Annotated in this window: 12 protein-coding genes; 10 read left to right on the top strand and 2 right to left on the bottom strand. The window is 68.1% G+C overall.

What is annotated here, in order from left to right; all coding sequences use genetic code 11:
- Positions 1 to 1,086 precede the first annotated feature (1,086 nt).
- Both H2037_RS13640 and H2037_RS13635 read right to left on the bottom strand, forming a co-directional pair.
- Entirely contained in the window at positions 1,087 to 2,427 is a 1,341-nt protein-coding gene (locus tag H2037_RS13640) for an amidohydrolase family protein (RefSeq protein ID WP_292123031.1), read from the bottom strand.
- Complete coding sequence (locus H2037_RS13635; protein ID WP_292123028.1) at positions 2,427 to 3,899, bottom strand: amidohydrolase; 1,473 nt, start codon at positions 3,897 to 3,899, stop codon at positions 2,427 to 2,429. The genes H2037_RS13640 and H2037_RS13635 overlap by 1 nt, the downstream gene beginning before the upstream one ends.
- 200 nt (positions 3,900 to 4,099) lie before the next feature.
- Here H2037_RS13635 and trmB point away from each other — a divergent pair, with 200 nt between their 5' ends.
- The 10 genes from trmB (at position 4,100) to H2037_RS13585 (ending at position 15,370) form a co-directional block, all read left to right on the top strand.
- Positions 4,100 to 4,804 (top strand): tRNA (guanosine(46)-N7)-methyltransferase TrmB, encoded by a 705-nt coding sequence (gene trmB / locus H2037_RS13630; protein WP_292123026.1) that lies wholly within the window; start codon positions 4,100 to 4,102, stop codon positions 4,802 to 4,804.
- Positions 4,805 to 4,885: 81 nt separating this feature from the next.
- Positions 4,886 to 6,850 carry a methyl-accepting chemotaxis protein gene (locus H2037_RS13625; protein ID WP_292123024.1) on the top strand — a complete coding sequence of 655 codons (1,965 nt, stop codon included), beginning with the start codon at positions 4,886 to 4,888 and terminating at the stop codon, positions 6,848 to 6,850.
- 120 nt (positions 6,851 to 6,970) lie between these two features.
- The gene (locus H2037_RS13620; protein WP_292123022.1) at positions 6,971 to 7,474 is read left to right on the top strand and encodes a DUF1993 domain-containing protein; all 504 of its coding nucleotides are present in this window, start codon (positions 6,971 to 6,973) and stop codon (positions 7,472 to 7,474) included.
- Between the two features lie 105 nt (positions 7,475 to 7,579).
- Positions 7,580 to 7,852, top strand: coding sequence for a BrnT family toxin (locus H2037_RS13615; protein WP_292123021.1), 273 nt, complete (start codon positions 7,580 to 7,582; stop codon positions 7,850 to 7,852).
- Positions 7,812 to 8,090 carry a BrnA antitoxin family protein gene (locus H2037_RS13610; RefSeq protein WP_292123019.1) on the top strand — a complete coding sequence of 93 codons (279 nt, stop codon included), beginning with the start codon at positions 7,812 to 7,814 and terminating at the stop codon, positions 8,088 to 8,090. Before H2037_RS13615 ends, H2037_RS13610 begins: the two co-directional genes overlap by 41 nt.
- Positions 8,091 to 8,224: 134 nt before the next feature.
- A complete protein-coding gene (gene rimP, locus H2037_RS13605) occupies positions 8,225 to 8,824 on the top strand; it encodes a ribosome maturation factor RimP (protein ID WP_292123017.1) in 600 nt (199 codons plus the stop codon).
- A complete protein-coding gene (gene nusA, locus H2037_RS13600; RefSeq protein WP_292123016.1) occupies positions 8,824 to 10,578 on the top strand; it encodes a transcription termination factor NusA in 1,755 nt (584 codons plus the stop codon). The genes rimP and nusA overlap by 1 nt, the downstream gene beginning before the upstream one ends.
- A gap of 18 nt (positions 10,579 to 10,596) precedes the next feature.
- Positions 10,597 to 11,256, top strand: a complete 660-nt coding sequence (locus H2037_RS13595) for an RNA-binding protein (RefSeq protein ID WP_292123014.1) — start codon at positions 10,597 to 10,599, stop codon at positions 11,254 to 11,256.
- A gap of 106 nt (positions 11,257 to 11,362) precedes the next feature.
- Complete coding sequence (gene infB, locus H2037_RS13590) at positions 11,363 to 14,440, top strand: translation initiation factor IF-2 (protein ID WP_292123012.1); 3,078 nt, start codon at positions 11,363 to 11,365, stop codon at positions 14,438 to 14,440.
- Positions 14,441 to 14,560: 120 nt separating this feature from the next.
- On the top strand, positions 14,561 to 15,370 hold the full coding sequence (locus H2037_RS13585; protein WP_292123010.1) for an AraC family transcriptional regulator: 810 nt from the start codon (positions 14,561 to 14,563) through the stop codon (positions 15,368 to 15,370).
- Positions 15,371 to 15,385 lie beyond the last annotated feature (15 nt).

Raw genomic sequence — 15,385 nt, 5'->3', positions numbered from 1 at the left:
GGCGGAGGGGCCGGGGGGCGGGAAGGGTATGTCCCGCCTCCTTCCCCTTTTGGGGGCGGGGACTCCAAACCGGCGCGCGCCTACTCCCTGTCCATGCGGCGGCCCCCTTCCGTCAGGTCGCTTAAGAAACGCGCGCCACCTCCCCTAGAGGGAGGGGAGACTTTTTCAGTGATAGCGTACCGATCAATCGGAATTTTGAGAGATCCAATGGACGTCAAGCCCTCTATCCGAACCGGTCTGGATACTGCCGATGCTCATGCAAGGCTGACGAGTTATGGTTTGCTTCCGGTCTGCAGGCTGTCTTTGGATGCAGGCCGTTTTTCCATCGTGTTTCAACAGCTGGAATCAGCAGCGTGGGAGCGCTGTGTCTACGTCTTCGCCATAGCGGACGAAATCATCAGGATCGGATCCTGCAAAAGCACTTTGAAGGTCCGCATGAAGGCTTGGGAGTGGAGTGTAAGCAAGCGTTTTAGGGGGATGAGTTCATCGACTCCAGAATGGGAGGCGGAGGCGTGGCGAGAGATGTTGAGCCACTGGGGCGAGGGCTTCGTCTATGCCCGACAGGGAACAGTCGTAGAAACCCCGGTGGGCTCTTTCCCCTGCTATTTGGATGAGGAAAGTCTTCTCATAGGTCGCCATCGACCCGCGTTGAACAGGCATTCCCACCGGTAAATCGAAGAAGAGGGCGGACGCTGGAGGTCCGAGAGTGGTTGGGTCTTGTGGATATATCTGGTGCTGCCCCAATCCGTCACGTCGCTTAAGACGCTCCCCATCTCCTCCCCCAGAGAGGGAGGAGATGGGCCTTGGGTCGTGGGCCTCTTCTCTTTCGTCATTCCGGGCGGAGGGCCGCTTGGCCCGCAGACCCGGAACCCAGCGGCGCGCGAGAGCGCGAACCTGTCGCGGATTCGATCTTCGGACATCGTGCGGCGGATGGATTTCGCCTTCGGCGCCGCTGGGTTCCGGGTCTTCGCTGCGCTTCGCCCGGAATGACGAAAGAAGGGCGGCGCTGCGTCCCCAGAGGGGAAGGAGACGAAAAAGGGCGGGGCCTTGCGGTCCCGCCCTGGTCGTTCAGGCTCTAAAAAGCCCTCAGTTGCGATAGGCCGGGGGCATCGGGGTCTGTTGCCGATAGCGGTCGCGCAGCAGCAGGGCGCGGCTGGTCAACGGTTGCTCGACGCCGTCGATGAAGACGGCCGAGGCCTGGCTGAGTGGCTCCAGCGGGTCGCCGGACCAGACCACGACGTCGGCGGCGGCGCCCGGCGCGATCTGGCCGAACTGGCCCGCCATGCCGAAGATCCGGGCCGGATTGACGGTCAGGGCGGCGATGGCGGCGCCGTAGGGCAGGCCGTGCGAGACGGCGTTGCCGGCGTTGTAGCGGGCCTCGCGGGCGCGGTGGGTCGAGCCCTCGTTGCCCTTGATGGCGATCACCACCCCGGCGGCGTTCAGGGCCGCGGCGTTCTCCATCCGCGCCGCCCGCATTTCGAAATCGGCGGGTAGGTTTGAGATGGGGTTGAGAAGGACCGGAACCCCGGCGGCGGCGATGTCGGCGGCGACCAGCCAGCCCTCCTCGGCGCCGTCCAGGATGATCTTCACCCCCTCCTCGCGGGCCAGGCGCAGGACCTGGCGGATGTCGGAGGCCCGGTGGACGGTGACGATCAGCGGCATCGATCCATTGGCGACGGGGATCAGGGCCTCGAGGTCCGCGCGCGACAGGCTGAGATCGCGCAGGCCCGCCCGCTCGTAGGCGGACTTGTTGCGGGCGTAGAGGCGGACTTCGGCAAGCGTCTCCTTGAACAGGACGAACTGGGCCCCGCGCGCGCCGCCGGCGACGGCGGCGCCGGCCTCGCCGAACGGGGCGACCATGGCCACGCGCGGCTTGACCAGGATGTTCGCGTCTTGACCCAGGTCGATGATCGCCGCCTGACCCGCGAACAGGCCCGGCGTCTGATAGCCGCCGTCGCCGGCGCCGGCCGTCTCGTCCTCATGCACATGGCCGCCGGACGAGCCGGGGTGCTGGGGCACGACCACGGCGCGGGTGATGCCGCCGAGGCGGGCGACCGGCAGGGTGAAGGACCAGGGGTCCAGGCCGTAGGAGATGTCGAAGGCGGCGCTGAGGGTGTTGGACGCATTGCGCAGGGCGTTCGTGCCGCGCACCGCGCCGACCTCGGTCCCGGCCAGGCCGGAATCGACGGCGACGAAGCCGGGGGCGACCGTCTTGCCGGTCGCGTCGATGACGCGGGCGCCGGACGGGGCGGCGCCGGTTCCGACCGAGACGATCTTGCCGTCGCGGATCACGACCGTGCCGTTCTCAATGACGGAGGTTCCGGTCAGAATCCGCCCGCCGGTTATCGCGACGGTTTCTTGAGCGAATGCGGGCGCGGCGAGAGACAGGGCCGCCACGGCGCCCGCGAGGATGTGGGACAGGCGCATCAGCGGGCTCCTTCGGCGACGTTGGCGGCGGTCAGGCCATAGCCCGGCTGGCCCAGCTCGAAGTCGCTGGTCGGCTGATAGGCGGGGTTGGTCCGGTCAAACGTCAGGGCGCCGTCGATGAAGACCTGATCGGCGCGGGCGTAGATCGAGAAGGGATCGGCGCTCCAGATCACCACGTCGGCGCGCTTGCCGGCCTCCAGCGAGCCGGTCTGGTCGGCGATGCCGATGGCCCGGGCGGCGTTGGAGGTGATCCAGCCGATGGCGTGTTCTTCCGAGATATTCAGCCCGGCGCGACGGCCGGCCGACAGGGCGGCGGCGGCCTCCTGATTCAACCGTTGAGTCAGTTCGGCGTCGTCGGAGTGGATGACGGCGCACGAGCCCTGGGGCGCGTCCACCAGGGCGGCGTTCTCCTCGATGGCGTCCAGGGCCTCCATCTTGAAGCCCCACCAGCCGGTCCACATGGCCGCGCAGATGCCGTTGGCGGCCAGTTGCGGGGCCAGTTTGTAGGCCTCGGTGGCGTGGTGGAAGGTGGTGATGTGGTAGCCGAACTCCTTGGCCATATCCATCATCAGCGCCATCTCGTCGGCGCGGTAGCAGTGGTTCTGGATCAGGATCGACCCGTCCAGCACCCCGACCAGGGTCTCGTTCTGCAGGTTGCGGGTAGGGGGCGAACCCTCGCCGTCCTCGCGCCACTTGTCCCACTTGGCCTTGTAGTCGCGCGCGGCGATGAAGGCGGCGCGGTAGCCGGCCATATTGCCCATGCCGGTGGCCGGGCTCTGGTTGCGGCCGCCATAGACCCGCGACGGGTTCTCGCCGCAGGCCATCTTGACCGTATAGGGGGCGTCCGGGAACTTCATGCCCTGCATGGTGATGGAGGGGGTGTTGCGGATGGTCACGCCCCGCCCGCCGAACAGATTGGCCGAGCCGGGCAGGATGTGCATGGTCGTGACGCCGCCGGCGCGGGCGGTGTTGAAGCCCGGATCCTGGGGCCACAGCGAATGTTCGGCCCAGACCTGGGCGGTGTTCGGGCTGGTCGCCTCATTGCCGTCGCTCATGCCGCTGACGCCGGGCGACGGATAGACGCCCAGGTGGCTGTGGACGTCGATGACGCCGGGGGTGACATAGCGGCCGTTGGCCTGGATCACGCGGTATCCGGCGGGAACGGCGGTGGAGGCGTCGCCGACGGCGGCGATCTTGCCGTCCGTGACCACGACCACGCCATTGTCGATTTTGCGGTCCGTGCCGGTCAGGACGGTGGCGCCGACCACGGCGAAATTCTCGCGCGGCAGGGGCTGATAGGTGGAGGGATAGGGGTTCAGGGTGGTCGCCGGATCCAGGCCCACGGCCAGGGTCTTGTCCTTGGACGGCGCGTCGGCGCTCGAATTCGCGTCCGTGGTGGCGCAGGCCGCCAGGCCGAGCATAGCGCAGCCTATGGCCGCGAGGCTGACGCCCCGCAGATGATGTCCGATCATCAGATCCCCTTTTCCCGACGACACGCCAGCCCGACGTGTCTTGCGGCCGTCATAGGAGGGTCATCCGGCGGAGGCGTCAAAAGATTTCGGTGTTCTTTGGGAATGCGATACGACCATCACCTCCCCATTCGCCTTCGCGAACGGGGAGGTGAGAGCGGATAGTCTGGACGCGCCTGCCCTCGACCGCTAACGGCACGCGCATGAACGACGAAAACCCCCATCTCGACCGGCCCCTGCGGTCGTTCGGCCGGATCAAGGCCCGGCCGATCAAGCCGCGTCAGGCGGCGCTGATGGAGACCCTGCTGCCCGAGATCGCCGTGCCTGATCCCAAGGCGGGGCCGCTGGACGCCAGGGCTATGATGCCCGAGGCGGCCGAGGTGTGGCTGGAGATCGGTTTCGGCGGCGGCGAACATATGGCGGCCCAGGCGGCGCGGCGGCCGGACGTTCTGGTGATCGGCTGCGAGCCCTTTCTGAACGGCGTGGCCTCGGCCCTGCGCCATGTCGAGGAGGGTGGGCTGAAGAATGTCCGCATCCACGCCGATGACGCGCGCGACCTGGTCGACGCCCTGCCCGACGCCTCGGTGGACCGGGTGCTGATCCTGTTTCCCGATCCCTGGCACAAGGCGCGGCACAACAAGCGCCGGCTGTTGCAGGACGAGACGGCCCAGGCCTTCGCCCGCATCCTGAAGCCGGGCGGGACGTTGCGGTTCGTGACCGACTGGCTGGACTATGCCGAATGGGCGCTGGAGCGGCTGGTCCGCACGCCGGGGCTGGAGCGGATCGGGGCGGCGGACCAGGACTGGTTCGCCGCGCCCGCCGACCATGTGACAACGCGTTACGAGGAAAAACGCCTGGGCGACACGACGCCGATCTTCCTCGAATTTCGACGTACCGGCTGGCCGTAATTGTACGTAGGCGTCGCTTTGACGGCTGTTTAACACCCTTTGTTAAAGCTGTTCCAAACAGTCGTATGACAGGGCGGAAACATGAAGGCGTTGACGATCGGCGGCAGGATCAATCTGCTGGCCCTGGTGACGATGGCGGGACTGCTGGTCGTGACGGCCCTGTCCCTGATGCGTCTGGACGCCGTGATGCGCGAGGACATCGCCGACCGCACCAAGAAGTCCGTCGAGATCGCCTATAGCGTCGTCGCCCACTATCAGGCCGAGGAACAGGCCGGGCGCCTGACCCGCGAACAGGCCCAGGACGCCGCCAAGGCGGCCGTGGGCGCCATGCGCTACGGCGCCGACGACTATTTCTGGATCAACGACATGCATCCCAACATGGTGATGCACCCGATGAAGCCGGCGCTGAACGGCAAGGATCTGAGCGAGAACAAGGACGCCGACGGCGTGCTGATGTTCAAGGAATTCGTCGGCGTCGTGCAGCGGCAGGGCGAGGGTTTCGTCGCCTATCAATGGGCCAAGCCGAACCAGGACGGCGCCTCGCCCAAGATCTCCTACGTCAAGGGTTTCGCCCCCTGGGGCTGGGTGATCGGTTCCGGCGTATACACCGACCAGATCGCTGCCGCCGTCGGCAAGGCGGCCCTGGCGCTCGGTTCGCTGGCCCTGGTCGTGGCCCTGGCGGTCGGGGCGGCGGGCTGGCTTATCGGCCGGTCGGTCTCCCTGCCCGTGGTGGCGCTGGAGCGGCGGATGCGCGGCCTGGCCGACGGTGACAAGACGAGCGATATCCCCGGCGTCAAACGCGGCGACGAGATCGGCCAGATGGCCGCCGCCCTGGCCGTCTTCCGTGACGCCGCGATCGAAAAGGATCGGCTGGAGGCAGAGGCCCTGTCGCAGCGGTCGATGAGCGAACAGGAACGCGCCGCCCGCGAGGCCGAAAAGGCCGCCGAGGCCGAGGCGGACCGTGTCACTATCGCCGCCCTGGGTCAGGGCCTGTCGGCTCTGGCCGAGGGCGATCTGACCCACAGGATCGAAATCGAGTTCGCGCCCAAGGCGGCGCAGCTGAAGACCGACTTCAACGCCGCCATCGCCCAGCTGCAGCAGGCCGTGTCGGTGGTGATCCATAATGTGTCGGGCATCCGGTCCGGCGCCGGCGAGATCAGCCAGGCCGCCGACGACCTGTCGCGCCGCACGGAACAACAGGCCGCCGGCCTCGAAGAGACCGCCGCGGCCCTGGACGAGATCACCGCCACGGTGAACAAGACCGCCTCGGGCGCGCGTCAGGCCTCGGACGTGGTCCAGGCCGCCAAGGGCGACGCCGAGACCTCGGGCGTGGTCGTCCGCGACGCCGTCTCGGCCATGCAGGCGATCGAAAGCTCGTCCAGCCAGATCAACCAGATCATCGGCGTCATCGACGAGATCGCCTTCCAGACCAACCTGCTGGCGCTGAACGCCGGGGTCGAGGCGGCCCGCGCCGGCGAGGCCGGTCGCGGCTTCGCGGTCGTGGCCTCCGAAGTCCGGGCCCTGGCCCAGCGTTCGGCGGATGCGGCCAAGGAGATCAAGACCCTGATCTCGACCTCGACCACCCAGGTCGGCTCGGGCGTCAAACTGGTCGGTCAGACCGGCGAGGCCCTGCAGCGGATCGTCGACCGGGTCGCCGAGATCGACGGACTGGTCAGCGAGATCGCGGCCTCGGCCCAGGAACAGGCCATCGGCCTGGCCGAGGTCAACACCGCCGTCAACCAGATGGACCAGGTCACCCAACAGAACGCCGCGATGGTCGAGCAGTCGACCGCCGCCAGCCATTCGCTGTCCCAAGAGGCCCAATCTCTGCAGGCCTCCGTGGCCCAGTTCAAGGTCGGCGAGGCCGCGCCCGCGCGGGCTTCGGCGCCCCGCGCCCCGGTTCAGGCGCATGCCCAGGCCCATGCCAAGCCTACCGCTCCGGCACGCACCAACCATATGGCGGCCGCGCTCAAGACCCTGGGCCGTGGCGGCGCGGCGATGAAAGCCGAGGCCGCCCCGGCGACGGACGGCTGGGAAGAATTCTAGGCGGCGGCATCAGACCTGGCGTCAAGCGCTGACGTCAGGTCTGAATCAGGTCTCGCCTCGGGGGGCTGGCGTCGGGCGTCGAAGGCGCGCAATCAGGCGGGCAGACCCTTGGAGCCTCCCATGACCTTCGCCCTCTATGACGCCGCTGCCCCCGTCTTCGTGCGTGGCCTGAATGTCCTCGACGGCCTGATCGACAAGGCCGTGGCCTCGGGGCTGGACGAGGCCGGGTTGATGGAGGCGCGGCTGGCGCCGGACATGAAGCCCTTTCCCGATCAGATCCGCATGGCGACCTTTTCGGCCCGCGCCGCCGTCGCGCGGCTGACCGGGACCGACATCCCCTTCATGGAAGACGACGAGACGAGCCTGGCCCAGCTGAAGGATCGGATCGCCCGGTCACGCGCCTTCGTCCAGAGCATCGAGCCCGCCGCCTTCGCCGGAGCCGAGACCCGGCCGGTGACGATGAAATTTCCGGGTCACGTCCTGGAGTTCGAAGGCGCCGGCTATCTGACCAGTTTCGCCATCCCGAACTTCTACTTCCACGTCACCACCGCCTACGCCATCCTGCGCAAGGAGGGAGTAGCCCTGGGCAAGCAGGACTTCCTGGGACAGCTGGCGCTGGTTTGAGGATCGCCAGGTGTGGAGCCAAATTGACCCGCTCATTTTTTGTGCTACATTAAATCAGCTATGGCGGTAGCCGGGCGATCACACCATTAGGATGGGTCGGCTGCCGTGAAGATCAGCTATGACGAAGCCAAGCGGCTCCAGACCCTCGAGGCGCGAGGGCTGGACTTCTGTAACGCCGGTCGGATGTTTGCGGGAGACTGCCTTACCGTCGAGGACGACCGCCGCGACTATGGCGAGCGGCGGTTTCAGACGATGGGCCTGCTCGACGGCGTTGTCGTAATGGTCGTGTGGACGCCCCGAGAATCGGGACGGCGCATCATCTCCATGAGGAAATGCAATGGCCCGGAAAGAGATTTCTACCTTGCCGAATTGGGATGATCCTGATGAGGCGGCGCCCTGGTCGCCCGAGGTCTTTGCACGGGCCGAAATCAGCAAGGGCGACAAGATCGTGCGCCCCGCGACCGGTACGCTGACACGAGGGCGTCCGAAGTCGGAAACGACCAAGGCGCATGTATCTCTGCGGCTGGATCGCGACGTGCTGGACCGGTGGCGCGCCTCCGGTCCCGGCTGGCAGGCGCGGATAAATGATGTGCTGCGCAAGGCCGTCGACGCATGAGGCTCTGCGAAAAGGGCTGACAAGCGAATGTGAAACGCCTATATGGCCCTCCACATCGTTAGACCGGCGTCCAACGGCGTCGTTTGAAGCGGCGGCCCGGACGGACCGCCGCTTTTGTTTTGGATAATCGTCGCTTGCGCGCAAAGACCGCCCAGGACCGCCAACTGCTGGAGCTGATCGACCCCATAGCGGAGTCGCTGGGCCTCGACGTCGTGCGCGTCCGCCTGATGACCGGCTCCAAGCGCCAGCGGCTGCAGATCATGGCCGAGCGCCCGTCTGACCACGACATCTCGGTCGAGCAATGCGCCAAGCTGAGCCGGGCCGTGTCGGAGGTGTTCGACGCCGCCGACCCCATCGCCGGCGAATATATGCTGGAAGTCTCGTCGCCCGGCATCGACCGGCCGCTGACCCGTCCGCTCGACTTCGACCTGTTCGAGGGCGAGGAGGCGCGGCTGGAGACGGACCGGATGATCGAGGGCCGCAAGCGGTTCAAGGGCGTGCTGGCCGGCTATGAGGACGGCAATGTCCTGATCGACCTGGACGGCGAGGAAGAGACCGCCCTGATCCCGTTCGACTGGATCAGCGACGCCAAGCTGGTCCTGACCGACGCCCTGATGAAACGGGGCGCCGCCATTCGCGCCGCACGCGGCGAACCCGAAGACGACGGCCTGCCGGAAGGCGAGGCCGCCGAAGCCCACACCGACACCACGACCCCTTCTGAGGACAACGCCTGATGGCCGTCACCGGTATTTCCGCCAACCGCCTCGAACTGCTGCAGATCGCCGAGGCCGTGGCCCGCGAAAAGAACATCGAGCGCGAAGTCGTCATCGAGGCGATTGAAGAAGCCATCCAGAAGGGCGCCAAGTCGCGCTACGGCGCCCATCACGACATCCGCGCCAAGATCGACCACAAGACCGGCGAACTGGCCCTGACCCGTCATGTCACCATCGTCGAGGACGACTGGCAGCCGGAAGACGAGCTGGAAGAGTTCAACGACAGCGCGATGGTGCGCCTGAAGGACGCGCTGAAGCGCGATCCCGAGGCCGAGGTCGGCAAGGAATATGTCGAGACCCTGCCGCCGTTCGAGTTTGGCCGCGTCCAGACCCAGATGGCCCGCCAGGTCGTGACCGGCAAGGTTCGCGAGGCCGAGCGCGCCAACCAGTACGAAGAGTTCAAGGATCGCGTCGGCGAGATCGTCAACGGCACGGTCAAGCGCGTCGAATACGGCAACACCATCGTCGACCTGGGCCGGGGCGAGGGCGTCATGCGCCGCGACCAGTCCATCCCGCGCGAAGTATTCAACATCGGCGACCGGATCCGCACCTACATCTACGACGTCCGGCCCGAGGCCAAGGGCCCGCAGGTCATGCTGTCGCGCGCCCATCCGGGCTTCATGGCCAAGCTGTTCGCCCAGGAAGTGCCGGAAGTCTATGACGGCGTGATCGAGATCCGCGCCGCGGCGCGTGACTCGGGTTCGCGCGCCAAGATGGCCGTGCTGTCGAACGACAGCTCGATCGACCCGGTCGGCGCCTGCGTCGGCATGCGCGGCTCGCGCGTTCAGGCGGTCGTCGCCGAACTGCAGGGCGAGAAGATCGACATCATCCAGTGGAACCCGGACGAGCCCACCTTCATCGTCAACGCCCTGGCCCCGGCCGAGGTGTCCAAGGTCGTTCTGGACGAAGAAGCCGGCCGCGTGGAAGTGGTCGTGCCGGACGAACAGCTGTCGCTGGCCATCGGCCGTCGCGGCCAGAACGTGCGTCTGGCCAGCCAGCTGACCGGCTGGCAGATCGACATCATCACCGAGTCCCAGGATTCGGAGCGTCGTCAGCGCGAGTTCAGCGAGCGCACCGGCCTGTTCCAGGAAGCCCTGGACGTGGACGAGGTCATCGCCCAGCTGCTGGTCACCGAAGGCTTCGCCACGGTGGAAGACCTGGCCTATGTCGACGCCTATGAAGTCGCCGAGATCGAAGGCTTCGACGAGGAGACCGCCGAGGAGCTGCAGGCCCGCGCCCGCGACTTCCTGGATCGCAAGGCCGCCGAGCTGGACGCCAAGCGCGTCGAACTGGGCGTCGAGGACGGTCTGCTGCAGGTGCCGGGCGTGACCCTGGCCATGGCGGTCGCCCTGGGCGAAGGCGGTGTGAAGACCGTCGAGGATCTGGCCGACCTGGCCACCGACGAAATCCGTGGCGGTTACGAAGTGAAGAACGGCGAACGGGTGAAGGTCCCGGGCGTGCTGGAAAGCTTCAACCTGGCCCAGGAAGACGCCGAAATGCTGATCCTGCAGGCCCGCGTGGCGGCCGGCTGGATCGACGCTTCGGAACTGCCGCAGCCCGAGCCGGAAGAGTTCGAGGAAGAGGGCGAATACGCCGAGGGCGAGTATGATCCGGACCAGGTGTTCGGCGACGCGCCCGCCGAGGGCGAGGCCGACGACGCCTCTGACGACGGGGAGGTCCTCGCCGAGGACGGCTCCGAACCGTCGAACGCGTGATGGGAGACCTGGCTGCATATGAGCTTGCGCGACGCAACGATCGATAGAGAACGCCGGGACCTCGTCTCTCACGAGGTCATGGACGAATCTCGCCTGATCCGTTTCGTCGCCGGGCCCGATGGCCAGGTGGTTCCCGACCTGGGCAGGAAACTGCCCGGACGCGGCCTGTGGGTCGAAGCCAGCCGCGCCTCGGTCGAGACGGCGGTCAAGAAGAACGGCTTCACCCGCTCGGCCAAGACCAAGCTGACCGCCCCGGCCGACCTGGCCGACATCGTCGAACGGCTGCTGGTTCGGCGCTGTCTCGACCAGCTGGGTCTTGCCCGGCGCGAAGGCGTGCTTATCTCAGGCTTCGAGAAATCCGCCGCGACGATCCGCTCGGGCAAGGCCGCCTGGGTGCTGGAAGCCGCCGACGGTTCGGCCGACGGGCGCGGAAAAATCCTCGCCCTGGCCCGCCACCAGACCTGCAAGATCTGCGGCGCGTTCACGGCGGACGATTTGAGTTTGGCCCTGGGGCTGGAAAATGCGATACACGCCGTCCTGCTTGCGGGCGGACGCGCCGATCGGTGGACCATAGAGGTCGAACGACTGGCTGGTTTTCGGCCGCTTCGCCCCCCTCACTGGGATGTTTCCGGTGACGAGGACGGATCGGCGGGAGCAACCCCTTCAGGGGCGAGCTGAGGATTTTGACGGCCGAGGGCCTGTCTCCAAGGGCGGAGACGGGCTCACGGTCGTTCATGGGTATTGAGACGACGGCGGGCTTTTCCGCCCCAAGTAAAGCGACCGGATGAACGACGAAAACGACAAGACCAACCAGGACTCCACTGGCGCAGGACAAGGCAATCAGGGCGGCGCGCCGTCCCAGACGGGGCCGCGCGCCCCGTTGAGCCTGAAGCCGCGCGTGGTGGGGTCGGTTTCGACCGGCACCGTGAAGCAGAGCTTCAGCCACGGCCGATCCAAGACGGTGGTGGTCGAAACCAAGCGCCGCCCCGGCGCCGGCGGACCGCAACGGCCGCAGGGCTTCGACGTCGCCCGCCCGCAGCAGGGCGCGTCACAGGCGTCGCGGCCCCAGGGCCAACGTTCGTCGCAACCCGCCGGCGGCGCCCTGTCGCCCGAGGAGCAGGAAGCGCGTCGCCGCGCCATCGCCCTGGCCACCCAGGCCAACGCCGAGCGTGAACGCGCCGCCGCCGCCGAAAAGGCCGCCCGCGAAGCCGCCGAGCGCGAACGCGCCGCCGCCAACGAACGCGCCGCCCAGACCGCGCGCGACGAAGCCGCCGCCGCCAGGGCCGCCGCCGAAGCCGCCCGGGCCGAGGCCGCCAAACTGGCCGCCGCCGCGCCTCAACCGGCCAAGCCCGCGCCCAAGCCCGCCGCGCCCGTCGCCGCGGCGCCGACCCCGGCTCCGGTCGCCCCGACCCCGGCTCCAGCCCCCGCTCCGGCGGCTCCGGCGGCGCCCGCCCGTCCGGCCGCCCCGGCCCGTCCTGTCGTCAACTTCGGCCAGCGCGTGCCCAAGCCCGGCAATCCGCAGCGCGCGGCGCCCGAGCGTCCCGCCTTCGGCGGCCGTTCGGCCCGTGAACAGGCGATGGGCGGCGGCGAACGGTCCTATTCCGACCGGCCCCAGACCGACCGCCCGCAAGGCGACCGGCCCCAGGGCGATCGTCCCCAGGGCGCGCGTCCCGGTCCCGGCGGCGCAGGCCGTCCGCAAGGCGCCAAGCCGGCCGAGCCCGTCCGCTATTCGGCTCTGAACCCGCGTCCGGCCCCCGGCGCCGCCCGTCCCGGCGGCCCGCGCACCGGCCCCGGCGGCCGCGCCACCCCCAACGCCCCGCCGGCCCAGGCCGAGGTGGCCCGTCCCAGCCGCGCCCCCGGCGCCGGCTTCGGTCGCCCGGTCGGCCGCGACGACGATCGTGAAAAACGCTTCTCCGACGCCGGCAAGGCGGTCAGCCGCACGCGAGGCGAGCCGAAGCGCCGCGAAGGCCGGATGACCATCCAGTCCGTGGTCGGCGACGGCGACGCCGCCGAGCGGATGCGCTCGCTGGCCTCGGTCCGCCGCGCCCGCGAACGCGAGAAGGAAAAGCGCAAGGGTGGATCGACCGACGCGCCGAACCGTCCCCGCGAAGTGGTCATTCCCGACGTCATCACCGTGCAGGAGCTGTCCAACCGGATGGCCGTGCGCGGCGTCGACATCATCAAGTTCCTGATGAAACAGGGCCTGATGATGAAGATCAACGACGTGATCGATTCCGACACCGCCGAACTGGTGGCCGAGGAGTTCGGCATGGCGGTGAAACGCGTGTCGGAATCCGATATCGAGTTCGGCTTCCTGGGCGATGCAGACGACGCCGAGGCGTCCGACGTCCGCGCCCCGGTCGTGGCCATCATGGGCCACGTCGACCACGGCAAGACCTCGCTGCTGGACGCCCTGCGCACCACTGATGTGGCGGGCGGCGAAGCCGGCGGCATCACCCAGCATATCGGCGCCTATCAGGTGCGGCTGGAAGACGACCAGAAGGTCACCTTCCTGGACACCCCGGGCCACGCCGCCTTCTCGGCCATGCGGGCGCGCGGCGCCAATGTGACCGACATCGTGGTCCTGGTCGTGGCCGCCGACGACGGCGTCATGCCGCAGACGATCGAAGCCATCCAGCACGCCAAGGCGGCCAACGCGCCCCTGATCGTCGCGGTGAACAAGATCGACAAGCCGGACGCGAATTCGCTGAAGGTGGTCAACGAGCTGCTGCAGTACGAAGTCATCGCCGAAAGCCTGGGCGGCGACACCCAGATCATCGAGGTCTCGGCCAAGAACCGCACCAACCTCGACGGCCTCCTGGAAGCCATCCTGGTTCAGGCCGAGGTCATGGACCTGCGCGCCAACGCCGATCGTTCGGCCGAGGGCGTGGTCATCGAGGCCAAGCTGGACAAGGGCCGCGGCCCCGTCGGCACGGTCTTGGTCAAGCGCGGCACGCTGAAGCGCGGCGACATCGTCGTGGCCGGCGGGTCGTGGGGCAAGGTTCGCGCCCTGCTGAACGAACGCAACGAGCAGCTGACCGAAGCCGGTCCGTCCGTCCCGGTCGAGATCCTGGGCCTGGACGAGGCGCCGTCGCCGGGCGAGGTCTTCGCCGTGGTCGACTCCGAGGCCCGCGCCCGCGAACTGACCGAATATCGTCAGCGGGTGAAGCGCGAGAAGGCCCAGGTGTCGGGCGGCTCGGTGTCGCTGGTCGACATGATGTCCAAGCTCCAGTCCAAGAAGGTCTCGGAACTGCCGGTCGTCATCAAGGCCGATGTTCAGGGTTCGGCCGAGGCCATCGTCAGCTCGCTGGACAAGATGAGCACCGACGAGGTGCGCGCCCGCACGGTCTATTCCGGCGCCGGCGGCATCACCGAGAGCGACGTCAACCTGGCCAAGTCGGCCGGGGCGCCGATCCTCGGCTTCAACGTCCGTGCGTCGAAACAGGCGCGCGATCTGGCCGACCGCGAGGGCGTCGAGATCCGCTACTATTCGATCATCTACGACCTGCTGGACGATATTAAGGGCGTGCTGTCGGGCATGCTGGCGCCGCTGCAACGGGAAACCTTCCTGGGCAACGCCGCCGTGCTGCAGGTGTTCGACATCTCCAAGATCGGCAAGATCGCCGGTTGCCGGGTGTCGGAAGGCGTGGTCCGCAAGGGCGCGCGCGTCCGGATCGTCCGCGACGACGTGGTGGTGCTGGAACTGGGCACGCTCAACACGCTCAAACGCTTCAAGGACGAGGTCAACGAGGTCACGGCCGGCCAGGAATGCGGCATGCAGTTCCAGGGCTTCCAGGACATCAAGGAAGGCGACTACATCGAGTGCTTCACGGTCGAAGAGATCAAGCGCACCCTGGACTAGGTCCGGGGCCGCTGGCGCCGAGAGAGACAGGCCCGGAACCCAGGTTCCGGGCCTTTTTCTTTGCGCGGTTCCTGCGCATGATGCCAAGCGTGGCGGCAGACGCTGCGCGGGGACTGCTTCATGGCCAGGCCGCTTCTGTCGTCCGGCGACTTCTTCGGCGCGGCCTCCCGCACGGTCGAGGCCGGGGGGTTCCGCGTCGGCCTGTGGATCGCCGACCGTCCGCCCGAGACCGTCGAGTTTCACGCCCATGACGACGCCCATTTCATTCTGGCGCTGGACGACGGCTATTGCAGTCTGGCCCGCGATCCGCTGACGCCCAAGGGCGCCGCCTTCGGCCCCGGCGCCCTGGTGTGGAATCCGCCGGGCGTCGAACACCGCGACTGTTTCACCGTCGCCGGCGGCCGCTTCCTGTCCATCAGTTTCGATCCACCCAAGGGCGCGGCCCAGGGCGATCCGCTACGGCTGCGCGGCGCCCTGGCCGAGGGGGCGGCGCGTCGATTGATCGGGGTGGCCGGGCGGTTCGCGGCGGGCGACGCCGTGGCGATGGAGGGGCTGACCCTGGACCTGGCGGGCGCGGTGCTGACCCCCGGCGACTTGAACGAGGATCCGGCGCCGGAGTGGCTGCTGCGGGCGCATGAGGTTCTGCACGACCTCTGCGACCGGCCGGGGCTGGAGGTGGCGACTGTGGCCCGTATCGTCGGCGTCCACGCCGTCTCGCTGGCGCGCCGCTATCGCCGTCATTTCGGTCGCTCGCCGGCGGCCGCCATTCGGCTGGCCCGCGCCGATCGCGCCGCCGGACGCCTGGCCCGGGGCATCGACCTGGCAGAACTGGCCGCCGCCGCCGGCTATGCCGACCAGAGCCATCTGACCCGCGAGTTCGGCGCTATCTACGGCCTGACGCCCGCCCGCTATCGTGCCCTGTTCGCCTGAGCCGGTTTCACCTGT

The organism is Brevundimonas sp. (assembly GCF_013912065.1).
GTDB lineage: Bacteria > Pseudomonadota > Alphaproteobacteria > Caulobacterales > Caulobacteraceae > Brevundimonas.
This window is presented reverse-complemented; position numbering and strand designations above follow the sequence as displayed.

Coding starts and splice junctions, on each gene's coding strand:
- H2037_RS13640 (WP_292123031.1), bottom strand. CDS start 2,427: ATGCGCCTGTCCCACATCCTCGCGGGCGCCGTGGCGGCCCTGTCTCTC.
- H2037_RS13635 (WP_292123028.1), bottom strand. CDS start 3,899: ATGATCGGACATCATCTGCGGGGCGTCAGCCTCGCGGCCATAGGCTGC.
- trmB (WP_292123026.1), top strand. CDS start 4,100: ATGAACGACGAAAACCCCCATCTCGACCGGCCCCTGCGGTCGTTCGGC.
- H2037_RS13625 (WP_292123024.1), top strand. CDS start 4,886: ATGAAGGCGTTGACGATCGGCGGCAGGATCAATCTGCTGGCCCTGGTG.
- H2037_RS13620 (WP_292123022.1), top strand. CDS start 6,971: ATGACCTTCGCCCTCTATGACGCCGCTGCCCCCGTCTTCGTGCGTGGC.
- H2037_RS13610 (WP_292123019.1), top strand. CDS start 7,812: ATGGCCCGGAAAGAGATTTCTACCTTGCCGAATTGGGATGATCCTGAT.
- nusA (WP_292123016.1), top strand. CDS start 8,824: ATGGCCGTCACCGGTATTTCCGCCAACCGCCTCGAACTGCTGCAGATC.
- H2037_RS13595 (WP_292123014.1), top strand. CDS start 10,597: ATGAGCTTGCGCGACGCAACGATCGATAGAGAACGCCGGGACCTCGTC.
- infB (WP_292123012.1), top strand. CDS start 11,363: ATGAACGACGAAAACGACAAGACCAACCAGGACTCCACTGGCGCAGGA.
- H2037_RS13585 (WP_292123010.1), top strand. CDS start 14,561: ATGGCCAGGCCGCTTCTGTCGTCCGGCGACTTCTTCGGCGCGGCCTCC.